This is a genomic window from Arsenophonus endosymbiont of Aphis craccivora (genome assembly GCF_013460135.1).
Taxonomy (GTDB): domain Bacteria; phylum Pseudomonadota; class Gammaproteobacteria; order Enterobacterales; family Enterobacteriaceae; genus Arsenophonus; species Arsenophonus nilaparvatae.
On the sequence record NZ_CP038155.1, the window covers coordinates 297,828 to 322,618 of the forward strand.

General features: G+C 40.3%; 17 protein-coding genes, 6 pseudogenes and 1 other annotated feature (1 of these 24 only partly in view). Of the genes and pseudogenes, 9 read left to right on the top strand and 14 right to left on the bottom strand.

The window, feature by feature from the left end:
• Positions 1-43 precede the first annotated feature (43 nt).
• Together E3U36_RS01545 and E3U36_RS01550 are read right to left on the bottom strand one after the other, a co-directional pair.
• Positions 44-967 (bottom strand): IS5 family transposase, encoded by a 924-nt coding sequence (locus E3U36_RS01545; RefSeq protein ID WP_180816866.1) that lies wholly within the window; start codon positions 965-967, stop codon positions 44-46.
• Between the two features lie 50 nt (positions 968-1,017).
• Positions 1,018-1,161 (bottom strand): annotated as a pseudogene (locus tag E3U36_RS01550) (superoxide dismutase [Fe]); the annotation flags it as partial.
• Between the two features lie 243 nt (positions 1,162-1,404).
• Between E3U36_RS01550 and E3U36_RS01555 the strand changes: the two are divergent.
• Positions 1,405-1,752: a Grx4 family monothiol glutaredoxin gene (locus E3U36_RS01555; RefSeq protein ID WP_180816868.1), complete on the top strand. Its 348-nt coding sequence runs from the start codon at positions 1,405-1,407 to the stop codon at positions 1,750-1,752.
• A gap of 71 nt (positions 1,753-1,823) precedes the next feature.
• Here the strand turns inward: E3U36_RS01555 and rnt are convergent, their stop codons facing one another.
• Both rnt and gloA read right to left on the bottom strand, forming a co-directional pair.
• Positions 1,824-2,465 carry a ribonuclease T gene (gene rnt / locus E3U36_RS01560; RefSeq protein WP_032114934.1) on the bottom strand — a complete coding sequence of 214 codons (642 nt, stop codon included), beginning with the start codon at positions 2,463-2,465 and terminating at the stop codon, positions 1,824-1,826.
• 118 nt (positions 2,466-2,583) lie between these two features.
• Positions 2,584-2,991, bottom strand: coding sequence for a lactoylglutathione lyase (gene gloA, locus E3U36_RS01565; protein WP_180816869.1), 408 nt, complete (start codon positions 2,989-2,991; stop codon positions 2,584-2,586).
• Positions 2,992-3,205: 214 nt separating this feature from the next.
• On the opposite strand from gloA, the gene E3U36_RS01570 reads away from it, so the two are divergent.
• A complete protein-coding gene (locus E3U36_RS01570) occupies positions 3,206-4,129 on the top strand; it encodes an IS5 family transposase (RefSeq protein ID WP_180816870.1) in 924 nt (307 codons plus the stop codon).
• Positions 4,130-4,915: 786 nt separating this feature from the next.
• On the opposite strand, the gene E3U36_RS01575 is transcribed toward E3U36_RS01570, so the two are convergent.
• Entirely contained in the window at positions 4,916-5,839 is a 924-nt protein-coding gene (locus E3U36_RS01575; RefSeq protein WP_180815912.1) for an IS5 family transposase, read from the bottom strand.
• A gap of 243 nt (positions 5,840-6,082) precedes the next feature.
• On the opposite strand from E3U36_RS01575, the pseudogene anmK reads away from it, so the two are divergent.
• The 4 genes and pseudogenes from anmK to pdxY all read left to right on the top strand — a co-directional run bounded on the left by anmK (position 6,083) and on the right by pdxY (position 10,301).
• A pseudogene (gene anmK, locus E3U36_RS01580) lies at positions 6,083-7,195 on the top strand (anhydro-N-acetylmuramic acid kinase).
• A 35-nt stretch (positions 7,196-7,230) separates the two neighbouring features.
• Positions 7,231-7,883: pseudogene (pdxH, locus tag E3U36_RS01585) on the top strand (pyridoxamine 5'-phosphate oxidase).
• A gap of 116 nt (positions 7,884-7,999) precedes the next feature.
• Positions 8,000-9,274 carry a tyrosine--tRNA ligase gene (tyrS, locus tag E3U36_RS01590; protein ID WP_180816871.1) on the top strand — a complete coding sequence of 425 codons (1,275 nt, stop codon included), beginning with the start codon at positions 8,000-8,002 and terminating at the stop codon, positions 9,272-9,274.
• A gap of 163 nt (positions 9,275-9,437) precedes the next feature.
• Positions 9,438-10,301 carry a pyridoxal kinase PdxY gene (gene pdxY, locus E3U36_RS01595; protein WP_180816872.1) on the top strand — a complete coding sequence of 288 codons (864 nt, stop codon included), beginning with the start codon at positions 9,438-9,440 and terminating at the stop codon, positions 10,299-10,301.
• A gap of 67 nt (positions 10,302-10,368) precedes the next feature.
• Here pdxY and gstA read toward each other — a convergent pair.
• From gstA to dnaK, 4 genes and pseudogenes are all read right to left on the bottom strand, one after another.
• Positions 10,369-10,983: pseudogene (gene gstA, locus E3U36_RS01600) on the bottom strand (glutathione transferase GstA).
• A 165-nt stretch (positions 10,984-11,148) separates the two neighbouring features.
• Positions 11,149-11,343 carry a YegP family protein gene (locus E3U36_RS01605; RefSeq protein ID WP_032114942.1) on the bottom strand — a complete coding sequence of 65 codons (195 nt, stop codon included), beginning with the start codon at positions 11,341-11,343 and terminating at the stop codon, positions 11,149-11,151.
• A gap of 583 nt (positions 11,344-11,926) precedes the next feature.
• A complete protein-coding gene (gene dnaJ, locus E3U36_RS01610; protein WP_180816873.1) occupies positions 11,927-13,063 on the bottom strand; it encodes a molecular chaperone DnaJ in 1,137 nt (378 codons plus the stop codon).
• A 116-nt stretch (positions 13,064-13,179) separates the two neighbouring features.
• Positions 13,180-15,099 carry a molecular chaperone DnaK gene (gene dnaK, locus E3U36_RS01615; protein WP_180816874.1) on the bottom strand — a complete coding sequence of 640 codons (1,920 nt, stop codon included), beginning with the start codon at positions 15,097-15,099 and terminating at the stop codon, positions 13,180-13,182.
• 352 nt (positions 15,100-15,451) lie between these two features.
• On the opposite strand from dnaK, the gene satP reads away from it, so the two are divergent.
• The gene (gene satP / locus E3U36_RS01620) at positions 15,452-16,018 is read left to right on the top strand and encodes an acetate uptake transporter (RefSeq protein WP_180816875.1); all 567 of its coding nucleotides are present in this window, start codon (positions 15,452-15,454) and stop codon (positions 16,016-16,018) included.
• A gap of 191 nt (positions 16,019-16,209) precedes the next feature.
• Here satP and mog read toward each other — a convergent pair whose 3' ends face one another.
• On the bottom strand, positions 16,210-16,785 hold the full coding sequence (gene mog, locus E3U36_RS01625) for a molybdopterin adenylyltransferase (protein WP_180816876.1): 576 nt from the start codon (positions 16,783-16,785) through the stop codon (positions 16,210-16,212).
• Positions 16,786-16,970: 185 nt separating this feature from the next.
• Entirely contained in the window at positions 16,971-17,924 is a 954-nt protein-coding gene (tal, locus tag E3U36_RS01630) for a transaldolase (protein WP_180816877.1), read from the bottom strand.
• Positions 17,925-18,183: 259 nt separating this feature from the next.
• Here tal and yaaA point away from each other — a divergent pair, with 259 nt between their 5' ends.
• Both yaaA and E3U36_RS01640 read left to right on the top strand, forming a co-directional pair.
• On the top strand, positions 18,184-18,960 hold the full coding sequence (gene yaaA / locus E3U36_RS01635) for a peroxide stress protein YaaA (protein WP_180816878.1): 777 nt from the start codon (positions 18,184-18,186) through the stop codon (positions 18,958-18,960).
• Between the two features lie 84 nt (positions 18,961-19,044).
• Positions 19,045-19,968 carry an IS5 family transposase gene (locus tag E3U36_RS01640; protein ID WP_180816879.1) on the top strand — a complete coding sequence of 308 codons (924 nt, stop codon included), beginning with the start codon at positions 19,045-19,047 and terminating at the stop codon, positions 19,966-19,968.
• Positions 19,969-20,061: 93 nt separating this feature from the next.
• Here the strand turns inward: E3U36_RS01640 and thrC are convergent.
• The 3 genes and pseudogenes from thrC to thrA form a co-directional block, all read right to left on the bottom strand.
• Positions 20,062-21,353 (bottom strand): annotated as a pseudogene (gene thrC / locus E3U36_RS01645) (threonine synthase).
• 2 nt (positions 21,354-21,355) lie between these two features.
• Entirely contained in the window at positions 21,356-22,285 is a 930-nt protein-coding gene (gene thrB / locus E3U36_RS01650; protein ID WP_180816880.1) for a homoserine kinase, read from the bottom strand.
• 31 nt (positions 22,286-22,316) lie between these two features.
• A pseudogene (gene thrA / locus E3U36_RS01655) lies at positions 22,317-24,753 on the bottom strand (bifunctional aspartate kinase/homoserine dehydrogenase I).
• A 24-nt stretch (positions 24,754-24,777) separates the two neighbouring features.
• Positions 24,778-24,791 (bottom strand) — a sequence feature (Thr leader region); it runs 114 nt beyond the window's last position.

The window sequence follows — 24,791 nt, forward strand, 5'->3', positions numbered from 1 at the left end:
AAATCAGAATTAGCCGCCAGGATGGCTCCCTCTGCTACAGCTGTTATCCGATCCTGACGCTGTGTGGCATACCCAACAACGTCATACGGTTCAGCGCTTTGACCATCGCCATTGCTTCACCTACCTGAGCCTCATAGTCACGCAGCCTCAGATGGCCACCCAGCAAAGTTTTTATGCGGAACATCGCTGTTTCTGCCACTGAACGCCGGTGATAACCCACTTTCTTTTTCCACATATCATTACTCCTGCTCAGACGCTGATTCGCCACCGCATGGTTACGTTCATGGTACTTGTCCGGCCAGTATTTCGCTCCGCTTCGCGGCGGGATAAGGGGCCTGATTTTCTTTCTTAGCAACCCATCGTGGCAGTAACAGGCGTCATAAGCACCGTCTGCTGACACTTCCCTGATTTTCCGGTGGTTTTGGTTAATCAGGCCCGGCAGTGCCTGCGCATCTGTCGTTCCGCTGAGCGATAAGTCGGCACAGATAATCTCATGAGTCACACTGTCTGCTGCCAGATGAAGCTTGCGCCACACTCTTCGTCTGTCAGCCCCATGCTGCCTGACTTTCCATTCACCTTCGCCAAAGACCTTCAGACCGGTACTGTCGATGACCAGATGCGAGATTTCACCACGCGTTGGCGTTTTTATGCTGATGTTGACGCTCTTTGCTCGTCTGCTGACCAGCGAGTAGTCCGGACAGCACAGCGGCAAAGACATGAGTTTAAAAATCGAATCAACGAAGCCCTGTAATGCCCGGAGCGACAGGTTAAACACACGCTTCATCATCAGGACAGTGGTAACAGCCATATCGCTGTAGTAAAGCGGCCGGCCACGACCTTCAGGCGAAGAACTGTCAGTCCATCCAGCGATGGCCGACTCATCAAGCCAGACCGTCAGGGAACCGCGTTGTCTGAGTGCCTTGTTGTACGCGGGCCAGTTGGTAATTTTAAACTTTTGCTTTGCCATGGGGACCTGATGTTGAAACGAATTTAGCGATCAGCTCCGCCAATCACCTAAAAGTTCGATTTATTCAACAAAGCCTTTAGATTATTGACATAAGTGCTATGGTGTTTGCCATAATGGTATTCTAACTTTTCTTGAGAAATATGGGGCTCTAAAGCATTTTTAGCATAAGGTAATGGTGGTAATTGGAAAGACATTGCAGACTCCTTTTTTATTCGTATTGCGCAACCAGTTGATAAATACAAAATATAAACATATTGAAATTATCATTTTTATATAGATAACTTAATAATTATGTTAATCAATTTTTATTAAATACGATTGGAACATAATAAAGATAGCCGCAAAGGGTTATCAAGTATTGATAGAAAATGGTATTCTATATCAATGTTATGTTCGCGTAGTGCAAAATAATAGATTTAGTTTTTAAGGAAGTAACAATGACGACCATAGAAAAAATTAAACTCCAGGTAAAAGAAAATCCAATTCTTTTATACATGAAAGGCTCACCTAAATTTCCAAGCTGTGGTTTCTCTGCCCAGGCGGTTCAAGCTCTTTCTGCTTGTGGTGAACGTTTTGCTTATGTAGATATTTTGCAAAACCCTGATATTAGTAGTGAGTTACCTAAGTATGCAAACTGGCCAACATTTCCTCAGTTATGGGTTGATGGTGAGCTAATTGGTGGTTGCGATATCATTATTGAAATGTATCAGCAGGGTAAATTACAGGAATTGATCACCGCCACTGCCGATAAATATCGCACTTCAGAACAGCCCGGCACTGAGTAGCTAAATCACCTTACAAAATAAATAGTTAATTAGAAGGCAGTAAAATTATGCGTTACCACTGCCTTTGATCATTAATCGGTTATTAATGGCCAGCCACCTAATTTTTTCCATTTATTGACGATTTCACAAAACAGTAATGCCGTTCTATCGGTGTCGTAAAGAGCGCCATGTGCCTGTTTACCATCAAAAGGGATCCCTGCGGTATAACAAGCTTTAGCTAAAATTGTTTGACCAAAAACCAGCCCGCTGAGGGTTGCGGTATCGAAAGTCGCAAAAGGGTGGAACGGATTACGTTTTAGATTTGCTCGTTGAGCGGCAGCCATAATAAAACTATGATCAAAATTGGCATTGTGGGCAACAATAATTGCCCGATTGCAATCATTATTTTTAATGCCTTTTCTAACCATCTTAAAAATTGCATGTAAAGCGGTATACTCATCGACAGCGTTACGTAAAGGATTAGTTGGGTCGATGCCAGTGAAAGCCAGTGCAGTTGCTTCTATATTTGCTCCTGCAAAAGGTTCAACATGGAAATGGAGTTTTTCATCAATCTCTAACCAACCCCCTTGATCCATTTTTAGCGTCATAGCCGCAACTTCTAATAGCGCATCTTGTTGTGCATTAAACCCACCAGTTTCTACATCGATAACGACAGGATAATAACCTCGAAAACGCTTTGCCAGCGTGTTAACACCATTTTTTTTATTAGACATTTGCTTAAGACTTTATACTTGAGAATAAAGATATTATGCCAAATTTTGGCTAAAATGCATAAAATTGGCTTAAGTATAGAAAATGTATGGATAGATGCTCGATCAATGACGAAAAGCGTCAGTTACCTAAAGCATTACTGGCATTTTTCTTTTCAATCAATTCAATTTGATAGCCATCAGGATCTTCCACAAATGCAATAATCGTTAAGCCACCTTTTACGGGGCCTGCTTCGCGCGTCACCTTGCCGCCTGCTCGTCTTATGCTACTACAGGTATCTGCAACGTTATCAACACCTAATGCAATGTGACCAAAGGCGGTACCCATCTGGTAATGCTCAACACCCCAATTATAGGTTAATTCGATTACGGCACCTTTACTTTCATCATAAAAGCCGACGAAGGCGAGGGAGTATTTGTATGTAGGATTTTCACTTGTGCGTAATAGACGCATACCTAATATTTCAGTATAAAAATGAATTGAGCGTTGCAGATCGCCAACCCGTAACATGGTATGAAGTAAGCGCATATAAGCCTCTTTTTAAGTTTAAAAACCATTCATTACTGATATTAATATAACGTGAACATGACTATTATTTCAATTTATATAGTTGGTTTATTAATTAAAATTTACAATATAATTGATTGCGTTACTTTAGTGTCAACTGGGCTTTGTTGAATAAATCGAACTTTTAGGTGATTGGCGGAGCTGATCGCTAAATTCGTTTCAACATCAGGTCCCCATGGCAAAGCAAAAGTTTAAAATTACCAACTGGCCCGCGTACAACAAGGCACTCAGACAACGCGGTTCCCTGACGGTCTGGCTTGATGAGTCGGCCATCGCTGGATGGACTGACAGTTCTTCGCCTGAAGGTCGTGGCCGGCCGCTTTACTACAGCGATATGGCTGTTACCACTGTCCTGATGATGAAGCGTGTGTTTAACCTGTCGCTCCGGGCATTACAGGGCTTCGTTGATTCGATTTTTAAACTCATGTCTTTGCCGCTGTGCTGTCCGGACTACTCGCTGGTCAGCAGACGAGCAAAGAGCGTCAACATCAGCATAAAAACGCCAACGCGTGGTGAAATCTCGCATCTGGTCATCGACAGTACCGGTCTGAAGGTCTTTGGCGAAGGTGAATGGAAAGTCAGGCAGCATGGGGCTGACAGACGAAGAGTGTGGCGCAAGCTTCATCTGGCAGCAGACAGTGTGAATCATGAGATTATCTGTGCCGACTTATCGCTCAGCGGAACGACAGATGCGCAGGCACTGCCGGGCCTGATTAACCAAACCCACCGGAAAATCAGGGAAGTGTCAGCAGACGGTGCTTATGACGCCTGTTACTGCCACGATGCGTTGCTAAGAAAGAAAATCAGGCCCCTTATCCCGCCGCGAAGCGAAGCGAAATACTGGCCGGATAAGTACCATGAACGTAACCATGCGGTGGCGAATCAGCGTCTGAGCAGGAGTAATGATATGTGGAAAAAGAAAGTGGGTTATCACCGGCGTTCAGTGGCAGAAACAGCGATGTTCCGCATAAAAACTTTGCTGGGTGGCCATCTGAGGCTGCGTGACTATGAGGCTCAGGTAGGTGAAGCAATGGCGATGGTCAAAGCGCTGAACCGTATGACGTTGTTGGGTATGCCACACAGCGTCAGGATCGGATAACAGCTGTAGCAGAGGGAGCCATCCTGGCGGCTAATTCTGATTTATTCAACAAAGCCGTTTTCACTTACATTATTATTAATCTTTTAATAAATTTTTTTATTATAAATTTCACAATAAAATATTTTTTATTAATAAATCTATTTTACACAAATAATTATTATTCAATAATATTCTATTTCGCCGGTTTAATTCTTTATTACAATCTCTCTAGTTAAATATAAATTTTTCTAAACACTAATTATCAATATTAAATTTAAGCTATCAAGATATTTAATTCCCCAAATTAACCCAATAAATCGTTTAGTTAATACTTTCGGCAAAACAGATAAAAGATGCAAAAAGAAGATTGAATTTTATTTATTTTGTCACAAAAAAAACTTACTATTGTTATTATTACAGTATTTTTTATATTTATTATAAAAAACAAAAATAATTGACTATGGTGTTAGTCAAATTAAAATATAATTTTTCCAACCAAAAAACTGGCAACATATTCCAAACAATTGCTTAAAGGTAACAATATTTTTGTTGCAATTATTTCTATTTAGATTAATGTTCAAAAAATTATCAGCCACCAAAATAGCTGATAATGAAAATAAGACATAAAAACTTATGTTAAAAAAACCAAAATTGATGAGCATAAATTATATGTTTAATTCTTCACCAAATAAAAAAAATAACTTAGTAGCCTTTATCTGGTTGCTTGTCTTTTTTCTCTATTTTTCTACAGGGCTTTGTTGAATAAATCAGAATTAGCCGCCAGGATGGCTCCCTCTGCTACAGCTGTTATCCGATCCTGACGCTGTGTGGCATACCCAACAACGTCATACGGTTCAGCGCTTTGACCATCGCCATTGCTTCACCTACCTGAGCCTCATAGTCACGCAGCCTCAGATGGCCACCCAGCAAAGTTTTTATGCGGAACATCGCTGTTTCTGCCACTGAACGCCGGTGATAACCCACTTTCTTTTTCCACATATCATTACTCCTGCTCAGACGCTGATTCGCCACCGCATGGTTACGTTCATGGTACTTGTCCGGCCAGTATTTCGCTCCGCTTCGCGGCGGGATAAGGGGCCTGATTTTCTTTCTTAGCAACGCATCGTGGCAGTAACAGGCGTCATAAGCACCGTCTGCTGACACTTCCCTGATTTTCCGGTGGGTTTGGTTAATCAGGCCCGGCAGTGCCTGCGCATCTGTCGTTCCGCTGAGCGATAAGTCGGCACAGATAATCTCATGAGTCACACTGTCTGCTGCCAGATGAAGCTTGCGCCACACTCTTCGTCTGTCAGCCCCATGCTGCCTGACTTTCCTTTCACCTTCGCCAAAGACCTTCAGACCGGTACTGTCGATGACCAGATGCGAGATTTCACCACGCGTTGGCGTTTTTATGCTGATGTTGACGCTCTTTGCTCGTCTGCTGACCAGCGAGTAGTCCGGACAGCACAGCGGCAAAGACATGAGTTTAAAAATCGAATCAACGAAGCCCTGTAATGCCCGGAGCGACAGGTTAAACACACGCTTCATCATCAGGACAGTGGTAACAGCCATATCGCTGTAGTAAAGCGGCCGGCCACGACCTTCAGGCGAAGAACTGTCAGTCCATCCAGCGATGGCCGACTCATCAAGCCAGACCGTCAGGGAACCGCGTTGTCTGAGTGCCTTGTTGTACGCGGGCCAGTTGGTAATTTTAAACTTTTGCTTTGCCATGGGGACCTGATGTTGAAACGAATTTAGCGATCAGCTCCGCCAATCACCTAAAAGTTCGATTTATTCAACAAAGCCCTTAAAGTAATAAATTCAGCTTAATTAATTTATTTTTAATTTAAATATTTTTAAACTGTTACTTTTTTATTTTTTTTCAATGAGTTAAATGTTTGAAGTGAAAAACTATGCCAATAAGTATATTGGATAACTAAAACGAAGTATAGATAAAATAATCAGAGGTCAAACATGAAAGCAGGTCGCTATATAGGGGTGATGTCAGGTACCAGTCTCGATGGGGTTGATGTTGTTTTGGCAGATATTGATGACAAAAATGTGATTTAGCTAGGTGCGATTTCCTTTCCTTTTTCCACTGAATTAAAAAATCAAGTCTTGTCTATATGTCAAGGTCAGGCAGTCACCTTAGCAACAATAGGTGCAATTGCTTATCAGCTCGGCTCGTTATATGGTGAAGCGATCAATAACCTATTAAAACAGCAATTATTATCGGCCACAGATATTACCGCGATAGGGTGTCATGGGCAAACAGTTTGGCACCAACCTACTGGCAAACGGCCTTTTACTCTGCAATTAGGCGATAATAATAGAATTGTTGCGTTAACTAACATCACCGAAGTAGGTGATTTTCGTCGTAGAGATATGGCGTATGGTGGGCAAGGTGCACCTTTAGTACCAGCTTTTCATCACAAGGTACTTAGTCATCCTGATCAAAATCGTATTATTTTAAATATAGGTGGTATCGCTAATCTCACTACTTTATTTGGGAATTCAATAATTAAAGGCTATGATACCGGACCTGGAAATATGCTGTTGGATATCTGGGTCAATCAACATTTAAATAAACCTTATGATAATAACGGCGATTGGGCGCGCTCAGGGCGGGTTAATAAGTCGCTGCTGGCTGAAATGCTAGCGGATCCCTATTTTAAGCGGCCAGCGCCCAAAAGTACGGGTAGAGAATATTTCAATTATGCTTGGTTACAAAAATATCTGACATCATACTTAAATTTATCAGCCCAGGATATACAGGCCACTTTGGCAGAATTAACCATCCGTTCAATCGTTGATCAGGTTTTGCTTTATGACAAAGCAGATTGTTTGTTGGTTTGTGGTGGAGGAGCTAAAAATAGCTATCTTATGGCAAGGTTAAGCGAATTGTTAACCAATATTGTAGTGGCATCAACAGATAAATATGGTTTGAGTGGAGATAATGTCGAAGCTTTGGCTTTTGCTTGGCTAGCGGCTCGTACCTTATCGGGTTTGCCAGGCAATTTACCCTCTGTTACTGGCGCTAACCAGGAAACAGTATTAGGCGCAATTTATCCGGCCAATAGTGAATAACATGATATCTATCGTAACAAGACAGAGGCAAAAAAATGGTAGAAAAAATTCAGTTGGATATTGCTAGTTTAAGACGGGAATATACCCAAGGTGGTTTAAGACGTAAGGATTTAACCGACCAGCCATTAGTATTGTTTGAGCGTTGGTTAAAGCAGGCTTATGAAGCAAAATTAGCCGATCCAACAGCGATGTCTGTTGCAACCGTAGACAGCGATGGACAACCATACCAACGCATTGTATTACTTAAACATTATGATAAAAATGGACTGATATTTTATACTAATTTATCTAGTCGTAAGGCACAACATATCGTTCATAACAATAAAGTCAGTTTACTATTTCCCTGGTATCAGTTAGAGCGTCAGGTTTGCTTCTTGGGTGAGGCAGAAAAACTCACTCCACGTGAGGTAATAAAATATTTTCATAGTCGACCAAAAGATAGTCAAATAGCGGCCTGGGCTTCACAACAATCAGCAAAAATTTCGGCTAGAAGTCTATTAGAAAATAAATTTTTTGAATTAAAACAAAAAGTTAAAAATGGTGAAATTCCCTTACCTAGTTTTTGGGGCGGCTATCGCGTCAGATTTAACAGTGTTGAATTTTGGCAAGGTGGCACTAAACGGCTACTGATCGATTTTTGTATCAATGGCAACATGACCATTGGCAAATTGATCGCGTGGCGCCATAAACGTAAAAAATGATTTTTAACTGGCACTTATTTGACTCGCGTTTTATTCTATCGCGCTTATTTATATTATATTTATCCACAAAATCGACGAAATAAAAAAATTGATGGAGTTATTGATGGTTAGCAAAAACCTAATTGAACAATTGCAAGAGCGGGGTTTAATAGCTCAGCTGACGGATGAAAAGGCATTAATAGAGAAACTATCCCAGGGATCAGTAGCGCTATATTGTGGATTTGATCCAACCGCTGATAGCTTGCATTTAGGGCATTTGGTTCCTTTGCTATGTTTAAATCGTTTCCAGCAAATGGGACATCAACCAGTAGCTTTAGTGGGTGGGGCGACAGGTTTAATTGGCGATCCAAGTTTTAAAGCCACTGAGCGTAAAGTAAATACCAATGAAACAGTGCAGCAATGGGTAGAAAAAATTCGTCAACAGGTTTCGCCATTTCTTGATTTTGATTGTGGTAAAAATAGTGCCAAGGTAGTTAATAATTATGATTGGTTTGGTCAAATGGATGTCTTGACCTTCTTGATCGATATCGGTAAACATTTTTCTGTTAATCAAATGATCAATAAAGAATCTGTTAAACAACGACTTGAGAGCGATGATGCAGGCATCTCTTTTACTGAGTTCTCCTATAATTTGCTTCAGTCTTATGATTTTGCCAACCTTTGTCACCAACATAATGTTGAATTACAGATAGGCGGCTCTGATCAATGGGGCAATATTACTTCAGGCATTGATCTCACTCGACGTTTACATCAAAAAAAGGTTTTTGGTTTGACGGTGCCGTTAATTACTAAATCTGATGGAACTAAATTTGGCAAGACCGAAGCGGGGGCGGTTTGGTTAGATCCGCAAAAAACCAGCCCATATAAGTTTTATCAATTTTGGGTTAATACTGCTGATGCGGATGTGTACCGTTTTCTTAAGTTTTTTACCTTTATGCCAATTGAAGAAATTAACGCCTTGCAAAGTGAGGATCAAAACAGTGGTAAAGCCCCACGAGCACAGTATGTATTAGCGGAGCAAGTTACCCAGTTAGTACATGGCGATGAGGGCTTACAGGCTGCCAAACGGATCACTGAAAGCTTATTTTCCGATACGATTGCTGCATTAACTGCAGCTGATTTTGCTCAGTTGGCGCAAGATGGCATGCCTATGATCAAATTAAATTCAGGGGCAGATTTACAGCAGGCATTAGTCGAGGCGAAATTGGTCCCGTCACGTGGTCAGGCAAGAACGATGATAAGCTCAAATGCGGTCACAATTAATGGTAAGAAATGTATTGATACTGAATATGTTTTTACTGCGGAAGATCGTCTATTTGGCCGTTATTCTTTGATCAGGCGTGGTAAAAAACATTACTGCTTAGTTAATTGGCAATAATGGGGCATAGTAGGGTAAATTTAATCACTATAAGTTTTGTCTAACATAGCGATTAACTTATTGGTATTTATTAGATTAATTACTAATGTGTTAATTGCTTGTTTAGAAAGTAACGACTTTGTTTTGTAACAGCGAGTATTATCAAAAATAAAATGAGTGATATATGAAAAGTGTTCTATCAATTCAGTCGCATGTTGTTTTTGGCCATGCGGGTAATAGTGCCACGGTTTTTCCCATGCAACGGATGGGAATTGATGTCTGGCCCTTGAATACGGTGCAATTTTCTAATCATACACAATATCTACAATGGACAGGTAGTGTTATGCCCCCTGAACATTTAACAGATATTGTTAACGGAATTGCTAAGATCCACCAATTAAAACATTGTGATGCGGTTCTGACGGGTTATATTGGTTCTGCCGAACAAGGTAAAGCGATTGTTGATATTGTTAAACAGATAAAAATAAGTAACCCTGCTGCTTGCTATTTCTGTGATCCAGTAATGGGACATGCTGAAAAAGGCTGTATTGTTGCCCCGGGTGTGGCTGAGTTTTTATGTCATGAAGCTTTACCTATCTGCGACATAATGGCGCCTAACCTATTAGAGCTGGAAACATTAGTTGGAAAATCAATTACTAATGTTGAACAAGCGCTATTAGCAGCGAGAGAATTGTGTCCACAAGGCCCGCAAACGGTTTTAGTAAAACATCTCAGTCGTGCCGGTTATCATGCCGACTGTTTTGAAATGCTATTAGTGACCAAAGCGCATTGCTCGCATATCAGTCGGCCACTTATTGATTTTGGTAAACAGCAGCCGGTTGGGGTTGGCGATCTCACCAGCGGCTTAATATTGGTCAATTTATTAAACGGCAAATCGTTATCTAGTGCATTAGAGCATGTAGCGGCAGCGGTTTATGAAGTGGTGTTAAAGACGAAAGCAATGCATAAATATGAATTACAACTGGTTGCTGCGCAAGATAAAATGGTAAATCCAGCTTATCACTTTAAAGCGGTACAGCTTGATTAAGCATTTTATCGCAGGACATTGCTCTTCAAGCTAAATCAAAGCTGAAGAGCAACAAACAAGGCTAAAATCAGATTAAACCTTCAGTAGTTAATGCTTCCTGTACACTTTTACGTTGGTTAATTTTTTCTTCAACATACTGTGTTAGATGTTGATATTGGCTGAGGTCAATATTAACTACCGTAGCCCAACGATAAATAGTAAATAAATAAGCATCAGCAATAGTAAAGTGTTCACCGTTGATAAATTTACGCTTAACCAACAAATTTTCCATATAGCTAAATTTAGTGATCAAGGATTTTATCACAATCTCACGGTAATTATCCGGTGTTAAAGGTGAAAATAGCGGACTAAAACCTTTATGTAATTCTGTTGCAATGTAATTAACCAATTCGAGCTGATGATAACTTTGCAAGCTGCCCATTGGCGCGATTCATTTATCATTTGAGTCAGCGGCTTGATCGGCAATATATTGCAAAATAACTGCATTTTCAGTCAAAATATCATGGTTATCTAACTGTAATACCGGTACCTGGCTTTTAGGATTAATTGTATAGAAATCAATTCCTTTCTCGGTACATTTTTTCTTTAGATCAACCCGTTCAATACTAAAATCTAAGCCGGTTTCTCTTAATACAATATGCGGGGCAAGTGAACAAGCGCCGGCAGAATAGTAGAGTTTTATGGTGACCTTCCTTTGGATTTGATCGGGTTTATTGCGGTTAAAGTAACAGCATAGCAGTTGCTAAAGATTTTATGGATTTATTTTTAGTAAGGCTAAAGATAGCAAGAGAGCAGGTAAAAGGAAAAGCTGCCAATAACTGCAGCTTTTAGAAGAATAATGAATAGCTTAGCTTTCGCTGGTAAGATCCTTCACTTGTTTGGTTGGACCATTTTTTTGCACCGAGGCAATCCCTTTTTGTACTGCGGCTTTGGTTTTATACATCTCACTAGTTGCAATAACTTCATGATTAGCGGCTTTTAACACAAAGTAGTATGGTTGCTCAGTACTTTTACTACTTTTTTTGATTTCATAGTAACCCATGCTGCTCCTATTGAAAAGAATGCTAATAACTTATTGAATATGGATGACATTTTAATAACCTTAACACCCTATAGTATATTAATTTAACCATCTCTAAATATGGAAGTAATTTGAAAATTTGTCAAATTTATAGGCAGTTAGATTAAATTAATGTCATATATTATTTAAATAAAAACTATATTTATTTTTTTATATAACATGGAAATATTTATTATGCCATTTAATGGCTGATCAAATATAACTGGTTCTTATATAAATATGGTTTGGATTATTAGTATTTGAACGTAATTTGATATTTATTCAACAAAGCCGGAATTAATCTTAATTTATTTTTATATAGAAATTTAAGCAGGAAACTTGCATAAAACAGGCAAAATTAATCTTGAAAATTAAAATTTTTAAATATAATTTGCATAAATTGAACGAATTAAATAACTTACATTAATTAAATAACCACAATTAACCTGCAATTTTATAACTACCTCTTCTATTCCGTAAATCAAATTGGGTGTTCTTATTTTTAATCAATAAAAAAAGCACCGATCACTGACTATCGATGCTCTATCTATTTAGCTAAATATCGTTACTTGGTCAGATCATCAAAAAACTTTTTCACACTATCTAAGAAACTCTTTGAACGAGGGCTGTTCCTGCCATCACTTTCGCCATTCAAAGATTCACCAAATTCCTTCAACAATGCTTTTTGTTTTTCATTTAGTTTAACCGGCGTTTCCACCAGGATAAGGCACATTAAATCTCCCGTCATACCACCACGAACAGGCTTCACACCTTTTCCTTTCATGCGGAAAATTTTTCCTGTTTGTGTTTCAGCTGGAATTTTGAGACTTACCCGACCATCAAGTGTCGGTACATCAATTTCACCACCTAGAGCTGCAATCGCAAAATTAATGGGTACTTCGCAATATAAGTTATTGCCATCGCGCTCAAAAATAGCATGTCTTGCGACATTGACCTGAACATATAGATCACCGGCTGGCGCGCCGTTTTCTCCGGCCTCACCTTCACCATTTAAGCGAATACGATCGCCTGTATTAACCCCTGGTGGAATTTTTACTGATAAAGTTTTGTATTTCTCTACTCGGCCATGACCATAACATTTAATACAAGGTTCTTTGATGATTTGACCACGACCATGGCAAGTTGGACAAGTTTGTTGAACTGCAAAAAATCCTTGCCGGATTTGTACCTGACCTGCCCCATGACAAGTTGAGCAAGTTTCTGGTTTAGTGCCTGGTTTAGCGCCACTGCCGTTACAAACATCACATTTTTCTAAAGGCTGGATACGGATCTCTTTGCTGAACCCGCGCACTGCTTCCTCTAAGGTTAAGGTAATTTCGTACTGGAGATCAGCCCCACGAGCCGATCGCTGACGCCTACCACCACCAAAAATATCACCAAATACATCACCAAAAATATCACTAAAATCAGCGCCAGAAGCAAAACCGCCGCTAAATCCACCGCCCATGCCACCTTGTTCAAAAGCTGCATGTCCATATTGATCATAAGCAGCGCGTTTTTGCGCATCAGTTAAAATTTCATAAGCTTCTTTAATTTCTTTAAACTTACTTTCTGCTTCCTTGTCACCCTGATTGCGATCTGGATGATACTTCATTGCCAGACGTTTATACGCTTTTTTGATCTCTTTCTCGTCAGCGGTTTTAGTAACGCCTAAAACTTGATAATAATCTCTTTTTGCCATATTTATTTTACCCTTAACACACGGAAACGGGCGTAGAGTTCCCTCAACGCCCGTACTCGGTTTTCAGTAACAGAGGAAATGATCCTTAACACCATTACTGTGCCCGCTAAGGGCCACTATTTTTTATCTTTATCCTTGTCGTTGACTTCTTCAAATTCAGCATCAACAACATTATCATCCTGTTTAGCTTGGGCGCCAGCATCAGCGGTACCTGCTTGAGCCTGCTGTTGAGCTAACTCGAGTAGCTTGGCCGAAGCTTGAACTAAAGCTTGAATTTTCTCTTCAATGATGGCCTTATCTTCACCTTTCACCGCAGTTTCCAACTCAGAAATGGCTTTCTCTATGTTAGCTTTATCATCAGCAGGTAACTTATCAGCCGCTTCTTCAATTTGTTTACGCGTACCATGAATCAATTGATCAGCCTGATTACGTACCTGAACTAATTCTTCAAACTTACGATCTGATTCCGCATTTGCTTCTGCATCGCTTACCATTCTTTGGATTTCATCTTCCTTCAGACCAGAAGATGCCTTGATGGTAATCTTTTGCTCGCGGCCAGTATTCTTATCTTTAGCTGATACATGTAAGATACCATCAGCGTCAATATCAAAGGTAACTTCAATTTGTGGCATACCACGCGGTGCCGCTTGAATACCATCCAAATTGAACTGCCCTAATGATTTGTTATCACCTGAGCGTTTACGTTCACCTTGCAATACATGAATGGTTACTGCCGACTGGTTATCTTCTGCAGTTGAAAACACCTGACTATGTTTAGTCGGAATAGTGGTATTTTTGGCAATTAACGCTGTCATTACACCACCCATGGTTTCAATACCTAAAGATAGTGGAGTTACATCAAGTAACAAGACATCTTTCACATCACCAGCTAATACACCACCTTGCACCGCCGCACCCATAGCAACCGCTTCATCAGGGTTAACGTCTTTACGGGGTTCTTTACCGAAAAAGTCAGCAACCGCTTTTTGCACCATTGGCATACGCGTCTGACCACCAACCAGAATGACGTCGTTTATGTCATTAACATTTAAGCCGGCATCTTGCAGTGCAACTTTCAGCGGCTCCATTGAGCGCTCAACCAAATCTTCCACCAGTGATTCAAGTTTCGCTCGAGTCACCTTAATATTCATATGCTTAGGACCACTTGCATCTGCAGTAATGTAAGGCAGATTGACATCAGTCTGCTGAGCAGAAGAGAGCTCAATTTTGGCTTTCTCTGCTGCTTCTTTTAAGCGTTGCATTGCTAGTGGATCATTGCGTAGATCAAAACCTTGTTCTTTCTTAAATTCATCGACCAAATAGTTGATCAGACGATTATCAAAGTCTTCACCACCTAAGTGAGTATCACCATTAGTGGCCAGCACTTCATAGGTTTTTTCACCATTAACTTCATCAATTTCAATAATTGAAATATCAAAAGTACCACCACCTAAGTCATATACCGCAATGGTACGGTTACCTACTTCACGATCTAAACCATAAGCAAGCGCCGCTGCTGTTGGTTCATTAATAATACGTTTTACATCTAAACCAGCAATGCGACCTGCATCTTTAGTTGCTTGACGCTGAGCATCATTAAAATAAGCTGGTACAGTAATAACAGCTTCAGTAACGGGTTCACCCAGATAATCTTCAGCCGTTTTTTTCATTTTTTTCAACACCTCAGCGGAAACCTGAGGAGGAGCCATTTTTTGCCCCTTAACATCCAACCAAGCATCACCATTATCTGCAGCAATGATTTTATAAGGCATAATAGAAATGTCACGTTGAACTTCTTCATCTTCAAAGCGACGTCCAATCAGACGCTTAATGGCAAAAAATGTATTTTGTGGGTTTGTCACAGCCTGACGTTTTGCCGGCTGCCCCACAAGAATTTCACCATCTTGAGTATATGCAACAATAGAAGGTGTGGTACGATCACCCTCACTGTTTTCCAATACCCGCGCATTTGTGCCATCCATAATAGCTACACAAGAGTTAGTTGTACCCAGGTCAATCCCGATAATTTTACCCATCTAAACAGCCTCCAAAGGGAATTCTTAACCAATCTAGTTACCAACCTATATGAGGCTCAATGAATTTTTTTCAAGGGATTTTTTCCCTGACCTCAAAAAAAATCTACCTAACGAGACACCTTGTGACAGGTTGATAGATTGACCATTGGTAACTACGCTATTCATTAAAGTGGGGACATAAAAATATTCATCAAGGGGAAAGTAAAAAAATATTTTTTAATATGAAAAATCATTTTAATCTTTGTTTTGAACCAAACACTACCTATTATACTTGCTTGATGTAAGCCCTGATAGCATATAAAAATTTATATCATATTGAATATTATATATTTAATGACATTTAGAGGAATGTATGAGTGCAAATAATATTGCCAATCCAGGCCCATTAGGTTTGATGGGTTTTGGTATGACAACAATTTTATTAAATATTCACAATGCTGGATTTTTTCCATTAACTTCAGTAATACTAAGTATGGGTATCTTCTATGGTGGTATTGCCCAGATTATTGCCGGTATTTTTGAATATAAAAAAGGAAATACCTTTGCCGCAACGGCATTCTCATCTTATGGCTTGTTTTGGCTGAGCTTAGTTGGTTTATTAATGCTGCCTGAAATAGCGTCGGTGCAAGTAACATCCGCAGATTTTCTGGCAGTTTACTTGGCATTGTGGGGTATCTTTACCTTATTTATGTTTGTTGGCACGTTAAAGGCTAATCGCGCACTACAATTCGTTTTTGCTAGTCTGACCGTACTTTTTGCGCTGTTAGCAATCGGTAATATGTATGGAAAGCAAACGATTCTTACTATTGCTGGTTACGAAGGTATCATTTGTGGCGCCAGCGCTTTTTACCTTGCTATGGCAGAAGTTATTAATGAACAATTTGGCCGTACAATATTACCTATTGGTAATAGGCCTTAAACAGCATCCTGCCACATTAATAAAGCAGTTTTATATGCTTTATTAACACCCTGCTCTATTCGCCACTATGACGACACTAGAGAATTTTTGGCTTTAAAATTGACGCTAATTGATGGCAGGGCAATTTAACAGCGGCTTTAATCATTACTAAAGTTATTTCCTAATGCCGAAAATAGCCAGATGAATCCATTTTATCGCATGGCTGATTTAGGTCTAAATGCTTTAATCACGTTGGGATTGGTTTCAACATAGGGACCCTCTAGTAATTGGATACAGTAAGGCACGCTAGCGAAAATTCCGGCAACAATTTCACGTCCATGTTCATCTTTTAAACCGGCTAATGTTTCTGTAATTGATTTTGGTTGTCCAGGTAAATTCAAAATCAATGTTTGCTTGCGGATCACGCCAACTTGGCGTGAGAGGATCGCCGTTGGCACAAAATGCAAACTAATTTGCCGCATTTGTTCACCAAAACCAGGCATTTGCCGATCAGCAATCGCCAGTGTCGCATCCGGTGTTACGTCACGTATCGCTGGGCCAGTGCCACCGGTGGTTAAAATTAAATGACAAGCAAATTCATCAACCAGCTCACAGAATGTAAGTTCAATAATTTTTTGTTCATCAGGGATCAAACGTGGCTCAACCGTAAAAGGGGTTTTTAGTGCCATTGAAAGCCAGTTTTTAAGTGCAGGGATCCCCTGATCTTGATAAATTTCATTGGCTGCCAGATCTGAAACAGAAACCAAACCTATGCGCAATTTATCCATGAGATCCTCAAATTTGATATTGAAAACAAGATGTTTAATACTAAATCTATTAAACTTATGCTGTAGCGATACAAAGGCAAATAATATTGTTGACTGCCCTTGAGCACCATCAGACCAGCAAGTAAAAGCAAAAAGCCCAGTACGATAATCCACTAGGCTTTTAGGTTATAACAGAGAAATGTTAATTACAGCTGCTGGGCAACCATTTTTTCCAATTTTTCCTGATCAATAGCAAATTTACGAATACCATCCGCCAGTTTGTCCGTTGCCATGGCATCTGCATAATGTTGCCAATAGAATTCTGCTTCTGTCATCGGCTTAGGCGGTGACTGAATTTGACCATTAAATGCCAATTTGCGGGGCACTTCACCTTGGGCTTCAGAAAGCTCTTTAAGTAATGCTGGAGAAATTGTTAAACGATCACAGCCTGCCAGTTGCAAAATTTCACCGCTATTGCGGAAACTTGCCCCCATGACAACCGTTTTATAGTCGTGCTGCTTATAATAATTGTAAATTTGTGTAACAGAAATAACGCCAGGATCTTCTTGTGGCGCATACTCTTTTGTATCGGTATTCGCTTTATACCAATCAAGAATACGACCGACAAAAGGTGAAATCAGATAAACACCGGCTTCAGCACAAGCTCGTGCCTGAGCAAAAGAGAATAATAGCGTTAAATTACAGTTAATACCCTCTTTTTCCAACTGCTCTGCCGCGCGGATCCCTTGCCAGGTTGAAGCCAATTTTATCAAAATACGCTCATTTTTAATGCGGGCACGATTATAAAGCTCAATAATATGCCGCGCTTTATTAATACAGGCTTCGGTATCATAGGAAAGGCGCGCATCAACTTCGGTTGAAATTCTTCCGGGAATTAATTGCAGGATTTCTAACCCAATATTAACAACCAATTTATCACACGCATCAATAATTTGTTGCTCACGTGATTGACTTTGTTGCCGTGCCCATGAGATCGCTTCATCAATGAAAGGCAGATATTCTGGGATCTGAGCCGCATTAAGGATCAAAGAAGGGTTAGTTGTTGCATCTTCAGGTTTATAAAGCTTTATTGCGCTTATATCACCTGTATCTGCTACAACCGTCGTTATTTTTCGTAAAGAGGTTAATTTATCGGTCATTTTTTAATCCCGTTGTTATTGAGATGAAGCCGAGGCTCAAAATCCTATCTTGCTGTGATAATATCATTCATTGATATTACAACAAATAAATTCACCACCATTGTTTTGTTGTCGATAACAAATTTTGTTAGCTTATTTTCACACCCTACTATCGTTTAAATAGCAATAATTAACGTTAAATGCTACAAATAAGCCTAATGATAGCCATTTACTATTTTGATTAAAGTTGTTTATTTATGAATTTTACTAGGTATTAATTATGCTTATCACGATTTCACCTGCCAAAACACTTGATTATAAAAGTCCGCTTGCCACCACAGAATATAGTCAGCCAACCCTATTATCACAGGCTGAGCAATTGATTCAGATATGTCGTAAACTGACACCGGCTGAAATTGCCAGTCTAATGCATATTAGTGATAAATTAGCCGGTTTAAATGCAGCGCGTTTTGGACAGTGGCATGCTAATTTTACCCCAGAAAATGCCCGACCTGCTATTTTAGCTTTTAAAGGTGACGTCTATACTGGCCTGCAAGCAGAAAATTTTAAGCCAAAAGATTTCACCTTTGCCCAAAAACATCTTCGTATTCTATCAGGCTTATACGGTGTATTACGGCCACTTGATCTGATGCAACCTTACCGATTGGAAATGGGAACTAAACTCAATAATAAACAAGGAAAAGATCTTTATGCCTTTTGGCGGGATATCATTACTGAAAATCTTAATCCGGCCTTAAGCAAGCAAGGTGATAATATTCTGATTAACCTAGCTTCAGATGAATATTTTAATGCCGTGAATAGCAAAAAACTGGATGCTTATATTGTGAAACCTATTTTTCTAGATGAAAAACAGGGGAAATATACAGTCATCAGTTTCTATGCGAAAAAAGCGCGCGGATTAATGAGTCGCTTTATTATTCAAAATCAACTAAAAAATATTGAACAACTGACTGAATTTAACTTAGCCGGTTATCAATTTAATAACGCTGCTTCCAAAGATAATCAGCTAGTGTTTAAACGATCACAACATGGTTAACAATGGAAGGGCTTTGTTGAATAAATCGAACTTTTAGGTGATTGGCGGAGCTGATCGCTAAATTCGTTTCAACATCAGGTCCCCATGGCAAAGCAAAAGTTTAAAATTACCAACTGGCCCGCGTACAACAAGGCACTCAGACAACGCGGTTCCCTGACGGTCTGGCTTGATGAGTCGGCCATCGCTGGATGGACTGACAGTTCTTCGCCTGAAGGTCGTGGCCGGCCGCTTTACTACAGCGATATGGCTGTTACCACTGTCCTGATGATGAAGCGTGTGTTTAACCTGTCGCTCCGGGCATTACAGGGCTTCGTTGATTCGATTTTTAAACTCATGTCTTTGCCGCTGTGCTGTCCGGACTACTCGCTGGTCAGCAGACGAGCAAAGAGCGTCAACATCAGCATAAAAACGCCAACGCGTGGTGAAATCTCGCATCTGGTCATCGACAGTACCGGTCTGAAGGTCTTTGGCGAAGGTGAAAGGAAAGTCAGGCAGCATGGGGCTGACAGACGAAGAGTGTGGCGCAAGCTTCATCTGGCAGCAGACAGTGTGACTCATGAGATTATCTGTGCCGACTTATCGCTCAGCGGAACGACAGATGCGCAGTCACTGCCGGGCCTGATTAACCAAACCCACCGGAAAATCAGGGAAGTGTCAGCAGACGGTGCTTATGACGCCTGTTACTGCCACGACGCGTTGCTAAGAAAGAAAATCAGGCCCCTTATCCCGCCGCGAAGCGGAGCGAAATACTGGCCGGACAAGTACCATGAACGTAACCATGCGGTGGCGAATCAGCGTCTGAGCAGGAGTAATGATATGTGGAAAAAGAAAGTGGGTTATCACCGGCGTTCAGTGGCAGAAACAGCGATGTTCCGCATAAAAACTTTGCTGGGTGGCCATCTGAGGCTGCGTGACTATGAGGCTCAGGTAGGTGAAGCAATGGCGATGGTCAAAGCGCTGAACCGTATGACGTTGTTGGGTATGCCACACAGCGTCAGGATCGGATAACAGCTGTAGCAGAGGGAGCCATCCTGTCGGCTAATTCTGATTTATTCAACAAAGCCCAATGGAAGCTAACGCTTCCATTTCAGATCATTGTTATTAAGTCGCATGCATAAATAAAAATTTACGCAACAAAGCAAAATCAGCTGGTAATTGATGGGAAAATATCGGTAAATTAGCTCGTTTTGCTAAAGCAGCTGGTAATGGTAATGTTTTAGCAAGAATACGATCAACACTCTGTTTAAATTTTGCTGGATGTGCGGTACTTAAGAACAGCCCATATTCATCATCTTGCAACTGATCACGTAAAATAAGATAAGCAACTGCGCTATGTGGCTCAGATATATAGCCTTTACTAGCCAGTTGTTGAACGGTTTTTTCAGTCATTCTATCATCAACAACACCATGACTAAGCTCATCAAGCTCCCATTTTTGCCGCTGTAAAAGTGTCTCTATCCGTGGCCAATTATTGGGTTGGCTGACATCCATTGCATTTGACAGAGTCGCTATCGTTTGATTAGGCAACCCCTTTGCCCTCAGACAGATAGCGTGGAACAGTATCATTAACATTAGTAGCAGCTATAAAACGCTTCACCGGTAGCCCCATTGCTTTGGCAAATAAGCCGGCGGTTAAATTACCAAAATTACCACTGGGTACGGAAATAACTAACTGTTGGCGGTTTTCAACCGCTAACTGTGCAACAGCCTCAAAATAATAACAAATTTGCGCCAATAACCGGCTAATATTAATAGAATTCGCGGAGGTTAAACATAATAGCCGTTTTAATTCCTCATCATCAAAAGCCTGTTTTACCAGCCTTTGACCATCATCAAAGTCACCCTTGATTGCGATAGTGTGGATATTTTCCCCTAGTGTACAGAATAATTTCTCCTGTAAAGGCGTGATCTTATTTTTCGGATAGAGAATAATAACCTGAACATTTTTAAGACGATAAAAAGCATGGGCTACGGCGGCGCCAGTATCACCTGAAGTAGCGGTTAAAATAGTAATGGGTTGGTTACTGGCAATTTGTGCCAATATTTGTGCCATAAATCGGCCACCAAAATCTTTAAATGCTAAGGTTGGGCCATGATACAACTCCAGGCTGGCAATATTTTCTTCTATTGGTCTAACAACTAACGGAAAATTGAACGCCTGTTTAACACACTCTGTCACTTGTTCTAATGGCATTTCATCGCCAATATAGGCTGATAAAATATAGCTACTACGGGTGATAAAATCGCACTGTAACAATTTAGCTAGCTGTTCATCATTCAGTTTTGGTACATTAAGCGGGGAAAAAAAGGCCCTGCTGCTGACTAAGCCCTTGTTTAACTTCCTGCACAAAACTGACCTGCTCACTTTGATTTTTTAAATTATATAATTTCATTTTTAGCCTATCACTCTTGCACCAACTTGATCTAAACGACACATGTGCACAAAACCTGTTCTATTTTGTAGGTAATATTGTGTCAGCCATTGCATTACTTTTTCTGCTGTCTTTCTTTCATAGCAAATTGCAAATAATGTCGGCCCAGAGCCAGAGATACCACAAGCGACTGCGCCGATATTTTTTACTTTTTTGCGGGCTACGATAAAACCGGGCAATATTTGAGCACGATAAGGCTCAGCGATCACATCCTGTAACATATCGATCGCTAAATCAGTTTGCTGGGTATGGCAGGCATGAATAAAACCGGCTAATAATCGACCATGATTAATCGTATCCTGCCGTTGATAATGGCTCGGCAGAATCGCCCTCGCTGCTGCTGTGGCAACCTTGATTCCTGGGTAAGCCATCACCCAAATCCAATCCGCAAAAATAGGGATTGATTGACTCAGCACATTATTTTGTTCGACTATCAGTTGCATACCGCCCAAATAACAGGGCGCAACGTTATCATAATGAATACTACCAGCGACACGCCCTTCCAATTTTCCCATCATTAATAACAAGCTGTTTTTATCAAAAGGGCGACCGCTATATTCATTTAATGCCATCAGCGCTGCTACCACTGAGCAGGCACTAGAGCCTAATCCAGAACCAATCGGCATATTCTTTTCTAATGTCATTTCAACATTGAGAAATTCACCCAATTCTTGACAAAACAGTTGCCAGGCCTGATAGACGATATTTTGCTGCGGCAGCTGAGGCAATTTGCCAACAAAAGAGCCGCTGTTTTTCAAATTAAACTTATCTGTCTTCACGACCGAGACACAATCACCTAATTGCCTATTATCTACCGGAGAGATAGCCGCACCTAATACATCAAACCCAACACTGACATTACCTATCGATGCGGGTGCATAAACCTTGACCATTTTATGCTCCTATTTTCCTTGTTAACGTCCGTCATATATCGACAAATACCCCTGCGGCAGTAACATCATTACCCGCACCGTAACCTCTTAATACTAATGGAATGGGCTGATAATAGCGGGTATAAAATGTTAAAGCATTTTCACCATTTTTAACTTTATAAAGTGGATTGTGTTCATCGACTGCCACCATTTTTACCTGACAACAACCGTCTTTAATTAACCCGATATAACGAAGAACCTTTCCCTGTGCCGTTGCTTGGCTAACCCTTATTTTAAAATTTTGATCTAATTGTGTTAATTGTTGAAGAAAATGGTTAACGTTACCACTAACATCAAAAGAGGCGGGCAATATAGGTTCAATTTCAATATCATTAAGTTCAAGACAATAACCGGCTTCACGCGCTAGGATCAACAGCTTACGAGCAACATCGATACCAGAAAGATCATCTCGAGGATTTGGTTCAGTAAAACCTTTTTCTTTTGCTAACAGCGTCGCCTGCGATAAAGACACCCCTTCATCGAGTAAACCAAAAATATAGGAAAGTGAGCCAGAAAGAATTCCGCTAAACTCTAGCAATTCATCACCGGCATTGAGTAAATTCTGCAAATTTTCAATAACAGGTAAACCAGCACCAACATTCGTTTCATACAGAAATTTGCGTTTTGATTGCTCAGCAACCAATCGGAGCTGGTGATAATAATCCATACTATCTGTATTGGCTTTTTTATTTGGCGTAACAATATTAAACCCCGCCTTAAGCAAAAAAGCATAGTGCTTCGCTATTTGCTGATCAGCGGTACAATCAACGATGACTGGATTGAGAAAACAGGGTTTATCCTGTAATTGGCACAGATCACTTAAACTAAAAGCTTGTTTAGATTGTGATAATGCTATTTGCCAATTATCCAGCGTTAAGCCTTTAATATCAGTTAACATCACCCGCGAATTAGCAATTGCACAAACTCGTAGATCAATATGTTTCTTTTTCAACCAATTTTGTTGCCGATAAATTTGTTCAATTAAAGCATTGCCAACACCGCCAACACCAACAACAAAAACATTGATAATTTGAGAGGTATCAAACAACATTTGGTGACATAATTGTGCAGCGATTGTAGTCATATTATTATCAATCACAGCAGAAATTGAACGCTCAGAAGAGCCTTGTGCAATAGCGACAATGTTAATATTACCAAGCGTCAAGGCAGAAAAAAAACGGGCTGATATTCCCTTGAAAGTTCGCATTCCATCACCAACGACTGAGATAATAGCAAGCTGCTCAATGATATCCAATGAGCTAAGCAAACCTTCCTTTAATTCCAAATAAAACTCTTCAGTCAGTGCTTTATATGCCTCAGCTAATTGATCCTGATGCAGACAAAAACTAATACTATATTCAGAAGAAGATTGCGTGATTAATACAATTGAAATTCCCTTATACGACATGGTGGAAAAGATGCGAGAAGCCATACCTACCATACCCTTCATACCCGGCCCAGAGACATTAATCATCGCCATATTATTTAGACTGGTGATCCCTTTAATTGGCATACACTCACGGTTTTCAACATTACCAATCAAAGTGCCATTGCCATTAGGCACTGAGGCATTTTTAATTAAACATGGGATCTGAAATTGGGCAATCGGAGCAATTGTTCTCGGATGGAGGACTTTAGCGCCAAAATAGGAGAGCTCCATGGCTTCTTGATAGGATATTTCTGTTAGCAAACGAGCCTCTGGTACAATACGGGGATCACAAGTATAAACACCATCAACATCGGTCCAAATTTCACAATAATCTGCCTGTAAGCAAGCAGCAAGAACAGCGGCAGAGTAATCTGAGCCATTACGTCCTAATATTACCGGTTCATTGTGCAAATTACCGGCGGTAAAACCCGCTAACAAAATAAGATGATCTTTAGGTATATTCAACGCGCTAATGCGCTGGCTCGATTCACGGATATCCACTGTCGCGCTAAGGATAGTGCCATTCAGCGAATAAATTTTCTACTGGATCAATAATCGTTATTAGATAGCCACGGGCACGCAGTATCGATGACATAATAGCAATCGAAATTTTTTCGCCGCGACATATTAATCCGGCATGAATACTTTCTGGGCATTGTCCCAATCCTAATAGCGAAATGCCATGTAAGGTTTGCTCAATTTGAATAAACTCATTTTCAATCATTTGCCTGACTTTTTCATATTCAAAATCAGATTGCTTGTTCTTCAAACCGGACAGCAAGGTAGAAAAAATGTCTTTCACCGCCTTGATATGCACAGTAATATCAGCGCCCGACGTCGCAGCATCGATCATAGCAACAAGATAATCGGTGATCCTCGCTGGTGCCGATAAAACTAAAGCCACCGGCCCTTGTGTAAATTTATCCGCGACAATATTAGCAACGTTGAGCATTTTATTATCATTAGCAACCGACGTTCCACCAAATTTGAGCACACGCACTGGTTTTTTCCTCCTGAAATTGCGTTAAAAAAAACCCG

Coding starts and splice junctions, on each gene's coding strand:
- E3U36_RS01545 (WP_180816866.1), bottom strand. CDS start 967: ATGGCAAAGCAAAAGTTTAAAATTACCAACTGGCCCGCGTACAACAAG.
- E3U36_RS01555 (WP_180816868.1), top strand. CDS start 1,405: ATGACGACCATAGAAAAAATTAAACTCCAGGTAAAAGAAAATCCAATT.
- rnt (WP_032114934.1), bottom strand. CDS start 2,465: ATGTCTAATAAAAAAAATGGTGTTAACACGCTGGCAAAGCGTTTTCGA.
- gloA (WP_180816869.1), bottom strand. CDS start 2,991: ATGCGCTTACTTCATACCATGTTACGGGTTGGCGATCTGCAACGCTCA.
- E3U36_RS01570 (WP_180816870.1), top strand. CDS start 3,206: ATGGCAAAGCAAAAGTTTAAAATTACCAACTGGCCCGCGTACAACAAG.
- E3U36_RS01575 (WP_180815912.1), bottom strand. CDS start 5,839: ATGGCAAAGCAAAAGTTTAAAATTACCAACTGGCCCGCGTACAACAAG.
- tyrS (WP_180816871.1), top strand. CDS start 8,000: ATGGTTAGCAAAAACCTAATTGAACAATTGCAAGAGCGGGGTTTAATA.
- pdxY (WP_180816872.1), top strand. CDS start 9,438: ATGAAAAGTGTTCTATCAATTCAGTCGCATGTTGTTTTTGGCCATGCG.
- E3U36_RS01605 (WP_032114942.1), bottom strand. CDS start 11,343: ATGGGTTACTATGAAATCAAAAAAAGTAGTAAAAGTACTGAGCAACCA.
- dnaJ (WP_180816873.1), bottom strand. CDS start 13,063: ATGGCAAAAAGAGATTATTATCAAGTTTTAGGCGTTACTAAAACCGCT.
- dnaK (WP_180816874.1), bottom strand. CDS start 15,099: ATGGGTAAAATTATCGGGATTGACCTGGGTACAACTAACTCTTGTGTA.
- satP (WP_180816875.1), top strand. CDS start 15,452: ATGAGTGCAAATAATATTGCCAATCCAGGCCCATTAGGTTTGATGGGT.
- mog (WP_180816876.1), bottom strand. CDS start 16,785: ATGGATAAATTGCGCATAGGTTTGGTTTCTGTTTCAGATCTGGCAGCC.
- tal (WP_180816877.1), bottom strand. CDS start 17,924: ATGACCGATAAATTAACCTCTTTACGAAAAATAACGACGGTTGTAGCA.
- yaaA (WP_180816878.1), top strand. CDS start 18,184: ATGCTTATCACGATTTCACCTGCCAAAACACTTGATTATAAAAGTCCG.
- E3U36_RS01640 (WP_180816879.1), top strand. CDS start 19,045: ATGGCAAAGCAAAAGTTTAAAATTACCAACTGGCCCGCGTACAACAAG.
- thrB (WP_180816880.1), bottom strand. CDS start 22,285: ATGGTCAAGGTTTATGCACCCGCATCGATAGGTAATGTCAGTGTTGGG.